Genomic DNA, 6,557 nt, shown 5'->3' on the forward strand with positions numbered 1-6,557 from the left:
CCAACCCACGTTGAGGAGCACCCCCTGCCGAAATACCCAACTATGCGCCGTGAGTGGATTCGCTCACGATGTCGGTCGAATCGTACGGTCCCACTCGTCCAGACCCGCTCACTCGGTTCATGGCCGCCTGTCAAGGCGCTGGTATCGCCTCGATCGCGTTTCCAATGATTGGAAGTGCGTCGATCCTCGCCGTGAGTGCCGTCACCCATTGGACGCCTAGTGAGCTCCTGCGTTGGAGTGGACAAACGCTGTTGTTGCTGTTCGTGTGTGCAATTGCGGTCGGCTTCATCGCAGGGTCGTACTGGCCAGTGGTCGATGGCCTCCCACAGAAACGCGAACACGAACTGTACTGGGTTCGAAAGCGGTTCGCGATGTGTCTCTTTGGCGGGCTCGCGTGTTACGGCGTGTTCTCGCTCGTGTTCGTTATGACGGTTACAGATCTACTGCAGAATATCGTCGGTATTGGCGCAGCGATTCTCGTGTGTACCTATCTGTATGCATACTCCACGGACCGACGTGGGATGAGGTGAGCGGTCGAAGTCACGCGTCCAGACACCACAGAGAATCGAACGATCAGGACTCCAAGTCTGACCGTCTGAATCACCCAATGAACAGCCCCTAGAGCAATTGTGGTAGAGAAACCCGATTAGCGCCAGCGCTCGTTGCCCCACAGCCCACAACGGGCTTCGGCTTCGCTGATGTAGCTCACTTGAATGACTTTCTCGGTCGTTTCAACCGATAGCTCACCAACCTCGTCTTCAATCGTACGTTCGTCAGTAGTCTCTGATTCCTGAATATCTTTGAAATCGTCGCGTTCCATAGCGCTCGGTACGAAGGTCCGATAAATAACCGTTACTAGGAGTTACACTTGCATAGACGATGATCCAATTAAAGACAGTCACGAGATCAAGAATGACGAGCTGAGCGAATCAGGGATCGCACGCAGAATGGACGATTATATCCCTGTCTCCTCAACGGCCCCACGCGCAGTCTCGAGCAACGCATCTGCCTGGGCCGCGGACCGTGCTTCGGCGGTCAGCCGAATCAATGGCTGTGTGCCGCTTGCACGGACGAGAAACCAACCATTGTCGTGTTCAACACGGACGCCGTCGAGCGTGGAGACTGCGGTCGTATCGTACTGTTCGAGTAGTGACGAGCGGACGGCTTCCATAATGTCTCGCTTATTGTCGACCTCAAGGCTTGTCCGACGAAGTGGATACGATGCAAGCTCTGAACGCTGGGTTGCAAGCGAGCCACGTTGTTCAACAAGCTCAACGAGTTTACACGCTGCAAGCGGGCCATCAGGGCAAAGCGTTTCATCAGGCCAGATCCACGCACCACTGGGTTCACCACCAAAGACAACGTCACCCGCTTGTGTTCGTTCGGCGACAAACACATCACCAACTTTCGTCCGCGTGAGCGATGCATCCTGTGCCGCAAGCACATCGTCGACGAGGAGACTCGTATTCAGCGGGGCAGCGACACACTCACCAGCAGAAACCACGTCGCGACCGAAGAGTGCAAGTAGTTCGTCACCCTCAACGAACGAACCTGTTTCATCGACCGCCATCATTCGGTCTGCGTCACCATCATGTGCGATTCCGAGGTCGGCATCAGTTGCTTCAACGACAGAGCACAACGTTATACACGTCTCTGCTGTCGGTTCGCTCGGTCGTCCGGGGAACCGGCCGTCTGGCGTTGCATTGAGGGTCTGAACATCACAGCCCATCTCCAGCAGCGCGTCAACAGTTGCGCCACCCATCCCGTTTCCGATGTCGACGACAACAGAGACATCACCGTCGATATCGACTGCGTCAGATAATTCGCTGACGTGGGATTCTGTAAGGTCTGGGGAGGTTGTTTCGTGACCGACTGCGTCCCACGAAACAGAGACCGCATCACCTGCTGCAAGTGCTCTCTCGATTGCGTCACGCTGTGCTTCGTTGAATGCTTGTCCCGAAGGTGACCAGAGTTTGAATCCGTTGTCTGCCGGCGGGTTGTGTGAGGCGGTGATCATCACGCCGGCGTCAGCATCAGTTAACGACACACCTCGTGCGAGCGTTGGTGTTGCGACACGGCCAGCACAGATAACATCGGTACCTGCCCCACGAAGTGCCGAACTCACGGCGTCTGCGAGGAGCGGACTCGTTGTTCGCGCGTCGCGACCGATGACAATGCGGTCGTAGTCACACGCAGCGAGTGCGTGTCCGAGCGCAGTAGCGAATTCAGGAGTGATGGTATCCCCAAATCGACCACGAACCCCACTCGTTCCGAACATACAGACATATTCATACAATTCGCAATGAGCACTTCGTCTCGTCGTATCGAAAATCGAAACCAGCGCATGTATGTGTCATCCCAACACAGGCGTCTGTCGATACACTCGAAGCTCTCTACTCCCGCGTGGAATGGCTCCTGCCTTACGAACTAAGCCGAGACGTACAAGTTCGCCATCGCTAGGGGTAATGACACCGAAGAATCAATCGCCGTAGAACACCCCGGCCAAGCGTGTACAGCACGGTGATCTTCGTACACCCTCCGAAAACCGAAACGTACTGCTGGAGGTCTGTTCGACACGCATATCAAGAGTAACAATTCCTCGCATCCAAGACAGTCATGAAACAAAGAACTACCACTGAATTCTAGATATCTCACAAGTATTAGCACCCAAAACACACATTCCACAATCAAAAGAACTTAATTATGGCCTAAAAGTTTGATTTGTAGGAATTGTCGCCATCGAGACGCAATTCACAAGCAACCCACATGTCGAACGAAAAAGACAACGCACCCAATACAGTAGTCAATTCAGCTCACGATTCAACTCGATTTGTTTCGTCCGGCCGTATCGCCGTGATGATTGCCCTCGGTGGACTCATTGTTCTCACACAGCCTGTTGCAGCCCAGGATGGAGTCATCTGCAGTGCAAGCAAACTACCACAGATGCTGGAGGGCTTCTTTCAATTAACTACGGGCCTCGGGCTGATCGGTCTCGTCGTTGTCTGGCAAGGGGACTCTCTCTTCCAGATGTTCACGACGAACCACGAGCAGAAAGCTCAACTGAAAGAACACATGCGGACGACGTTGAAATCCGCAGTCACCCTCCTCGTACTCGGTCCCTTATACACCGTTGCAGGGTCGTTAATGGGACTCCCACTTGCGCAGTGTGTTGACCTCGCCCCCTGGTGACCACGGGCCGAACATTGCCTTCCCGCATGCGTACTGAACCGTGGGCCGTCGTCATCGTCTGGCTCGTCGTCACGAGTGGTCTCGGTCTCACCGGTCTCGTCACAGCAACGCCACCACTTCCGGGGACAGAATCCAATGGCTTGACCGAAAACGAGACGGCAACGCTGTGGTCTCATGACGCAGATGAGTACGTGAACGAAACGGAGTATCGCCACCGCTACGGGGAACGCCGAAGCCCCATCCAGCAACTCGCCAATGGGACAGATATCACGTTCACACGCCCACCGGCGACCGCAGCAACGTGGACACGCAATGACTTCGGTGACCTACGCGCAGGCAGTACACAGACATCGGTGTACCCGGACCACGCGTCTCTCAAAGACGGGGTCTACATCGACGATGCACATGCGACGTTCTTCGCCGTCCATCCATCGACACGAGGCCACCTCGAAGCAGGGGAGACACCACTCTATGTCGCACCCAACGGGAGCGTTCGTGGATTTGTGGATTACCGTGTTCGGATTCCCGATGGCCACCACTCCAATCGGTCATCTGTCTCGTGGTCTCTCGTTGACGACGAAATTTCGGAGGTCCGTCTGAAATCGGATGATGACGTCATTACGCGATCAGTTGGAACTCACACACCAGTCCTTGCGTACCACCTCGACGAGACATGGAGTACAACACTCACGCTCGAAGCCGATATCGACGTCCAACTCAAGAAGACGACGACACGCTCAGTCGGGAACCGAACCCAGACGGACGTCGCTTATCCGACTGAGACGATCACCGTCGCCGATTCAATTCCTGTCGAAGTCTACAACCTTCATGCATACGCCTACGACGCGGACTATCCAGACGGCGATACAGGAGTCGCAATCTTCCAGTCGAGGCCGTGGCAGGGCTACACACTCACCGAGGATGGCGACTCACGCGTTCGTGGTGTCTGGCGCTTCTACACAGCTCGTGACCGCCGGTGGGACCGGCTCACGCAGGCAACAGCCACAGCCGAGACCGAGGTCCAGTCCGAAGCACTCCCGGTGTATGTTCATGCCTACCCATCACGCATCGGGCCACGAACTGCCCCAATTCGTAATGGCCCGACGATACTCGACTCGTGGGGGCGCGAACGAACCTCGCCACAGTCGACACTCGCAGACACGGTGGCTGTCGAAGTCGTCGACCAGTCATATACACCCACCTACGGACTTGCAGTCCGCACAACTGAGCTTGACCGCGACGCACTCCGTGTTGCTGGCATCGTCCGTGGCAGCAACGCAACGCCCATCACGTCATCTGTTGGCCGTGGTCCGGATCGTGAACTTCGCGAGAGTCGACTCACTGCCGACGTGGTCACGCAGACGAACGATCAGGCGACTGTTCACATTGCACTTCGAGATAACGAGACCGGCTCTCCGATTGACCTCACGGCTGACGAACGCCAAACCTCGCTCAACGGTGAATCTGGTGGGGGATACATCACCATTGCTGACCAGCGTGTTCGGACGAACGAGTCCGGCCTCGCAGTCGTGACCATCGACCAACCAGGAGTCTACACCGCACGCTATCACCCGGGAACGTGGCTTGTCGCAAACCCAGCCTATGTTTCCGAGACGGCGACTGTCCGGTGGCATCCACTGGGAACACTCGATGGGTGGGTTGGGTTACTCATTGAGGTCGGCTGGCAGTTCATCCCCTTCGTTGTGACGTTCTATGCCGGCAGGCAAGTTCTCCGATTTTTCGGGCCACGCGATGATTCTGAACGATATCCATGACACACGATCACTCACAATTCGATCGACGTACCGTCCTCCGAACAACAGCAGGACTCTCACTCGCTGGCATTGCTGGCTGCCTCAACGGCAGTGAGTCCAGTGGCGGGACGACCAGCACGAATGGCGATTCTGATGATCAAGGAGCCTTGCGTCAGGTCGCTGTGGAGGGGACCACGCTTGTCGTCAGACTCGGCTCTGAGAGTGATGTCGAACAGATCAACCTCATCCAGCCGAATGGAGAGCTATTCGGGACGCGTGAGGTCGCGACCGGCGTTCAGCAAGTCTCATTCGAGATTGGGACTGCGTACGACCCCGGTGACTATCGAGTGATTGCCGTTCAAAGTGGTGAGACCGTATCCGAGACGAAGTTGGAGATCCGACCGCAACTCGAAATCGTTGACGTCGGTCTCTTCAGGAACAACCCAGACAAGCCGTGGGACGAGGTCTACGGGGAGAGCGAGACTAATCGAAGAAAAGACAGTGAAGCGTTTGTTTCAATCCATAATTCTGGAACTGGTCCTGATGCAGCAATCTCACTCCGATTCTTGGGAGATGTTCCTAATCCAGCTGAGAACCCGCGGAATGAGGGGACCTATGAGGCAGATACAGTAGTTATCCCGGCTAGTGAGACCAGAGATGTGTACAGTAATTCTCTGCCATTCAGTGCTCAGACCGGCGACGAGGGGATGGGTTGTAGTGTGAATATGGACACCGGAAAATTTTCTACCCATATTGAAACACGAGTTTCTGGTAACGAGATCTCTGAGAACTTCGAGATTAAATACTCTGGTTCGGTGGCAATGACCGATTGCGAGATCAAGATTAGTGTGATCTGACCGTGGTTGATCTCATAGACGTTGTTTTAGAAGGATTCAAAGATGTCATCAAGTGGCTCACAGACTCGTTCATCGATGGAATCCAGACAGGTTACACTGCACTCTCTACTGAGCTATTCGGCACACCTACCCCACAGACAAACGGTGCATTTGTGTTTGGTACCCCGTTGAACAGTCCGTGGATTCAAATTCGGGACGCGCTCGTTGGTGGTGAAATTATGCTCGTTGCACTGTTACTCCTAATGATCAGTGTCCAAGCTCGGCACGTGATCCGTATTTTCGATATGGGGAGTACGTATGAAGCGCGAAAAACAAAGAAAAATGCCTGGAATGGTGCAATTTTCATCATCTCGTGGTACTGGGTTGGTACCGTCTCTCTGCTCCTCGTAGACGGATTTACAATCGCTCTCATTCCATCTCTTTCTAGCTTATCAAGGGTACTCAGTGGATTCCTGAGCACAATCACTTTCAACCCCATCTTAGGCCTCCTCCTCGCCGCAATCGGCGGCATCTCGATGTGGGCGATTCAAGCCCTCTTTTTCATCCGCGAGATCTTGCTGTACGTCTACGTCTATGGGATGCCCATCGCCATCGCGCTCGGATATGGAAACATCCCCATTCTCTCCGACATCGCGACTGGCTTCGCAAAACGATTCGTTCCGTTAGTCGTCCTTCCACTCCCCGCAGCGGTCGTGTTCAAAGGCTATGACCTCCTGTTCACCAGTGGGACATTCAATCCTGCAACCGCCTTTCTCCA

General features: G+C 54.8%; 6 protein-coding genes. 4 read left to right on the forward strand and 2 right to left on the reverse strand.

All coding sequences use genetic code 11. The features are described from left to right. Window positions 1-646: 646 nt before the first annotated feature. Together DEQ92_RS23515 and glmM are read right to left on the reverse strand one after the other, a co-directional pair. Window positions 647-820, reverse strand: a complete 174-nt coding sequence (locus tag DEQ92_RS23515) for a hypothetical protein (RefSeq protein WP_158547644.1) — start codon at window positions 818-820, stop codon at window positions 647-649. Between the two features lie 135 nt (window positions 821-955). Further along, the gene (glmM, locus tag DEQ92_RS20745; protein ID WP_115821699.1) at window positions 956-2,278 is read right to left on the reverse strand and encodes a phosphoglucosamine mutase; all 1,323 of its coding nucleotides are present in this window, start codon (window positions 2,276-2,278) and stop codon (window positions 956-958) included. 578 nt (window positions 2,279-2,856) lie between these two features. On the opposite strand from glmM, the gene DEQ92_RS20750 reads away from it, so the two are divergent. The 4 genes from DEQ92_RS20750 to DEQ92_RS20765 form a co-directional block, all read left to right on the forward strand. Continuing rightward, window positions 2,857-3,189 (forward strand): hypothetical protein, encoded by a 333-nt coding sequence (locus tag DEQ92_RS20750; protein WP_233516921.1) that lies wholly within the window; start codon window positions 2,857-2,859, stop codon window positions 3,187-3,189. 26 nt (window positions 3,190-3,215) lie between these two features. Then, the gene (locus tag DEQ92_RS20755) at window positions 3,216-4,964 is read left to right on the forward strand and encodes a hypothetical protein (protein WP_199522950.1); all 1,749 of its coding nucleotides are present in this window, start codon (window positions 3,216-3,218) and stop codon (window positions 4,962-4,964) included. Beyond that, the gene (locus tag DEQ92_RS20760; protein ID WP_115821701.1) at window positions 4,961-5,800 is read left to right on the forward strand and encodes a hypothetical protein; all 840 of its coding nucleotides are present in this window, start codon (window positions 4,961-4,963) and stop codon (window positions 5,798-5,800) included. Before DEQ92_RS20755 ends, DEQ92_RS20760 begins: the two co-directional genes overlap by 4 nt. 2 nt (window positions 5,801-5,802) lie before the next feature. Next, window positions 5,803-6,557, forward strand: a 755-nt coding sequence (locus DEQ92_RS20765) for a hypothetical protein (RefSeq protein WP_115821702.1), incomplete at its 3' end; no start/stop codon positions are given.

Source organism: Haloferax sp. Atlit-6N, assembly GCF_003383195.1.
Lineage (GTDB): Archaea > Halobacteriota > Halobacteria > Halobacteriales > Haloferacaceae > Haloferax > Haloferax gibbonsii.

Excerpts from the sequence above, each read along its gene's own strand:
- DEQ92_RS20755 (WP_199522950.1), top strand. The coding sequence starts at position 3,216 with ATGCGTACTGAACCGTGGGCCGTCGTCATCGTCTGGCTCGTCGTCACG.
- DEQ92_RS23515 (WP_158547644.1), bottom strand. The coding sequence starts at position 820 with ATGGAACGCGACGATTTCAAAGATATTCAGGAATCAGAGACTACTGAC.
- DEQ92_RS20750 (WP_233516921.1), top strand. The coding sequence starts at position 2,857 with ATGATTGCCCTCGGTGGACTCATTGTTCTCACACAGCCTGTTGCAGCC.
- DEQ92_RS20760 (WP_115821701.1), top strand. The coding sequence starts at position 4,961 with ATGACACACGATCACTCACAATTCGATCGACGTACCGTCCTCCGAACA.
- glmM (WP_115821699.1), bottom strand. The coding sequence starts at position 2,278 with ATGTTCGGAACGAGTGGGGTTCGTGGTCGATTTGGGGATACCATCACT.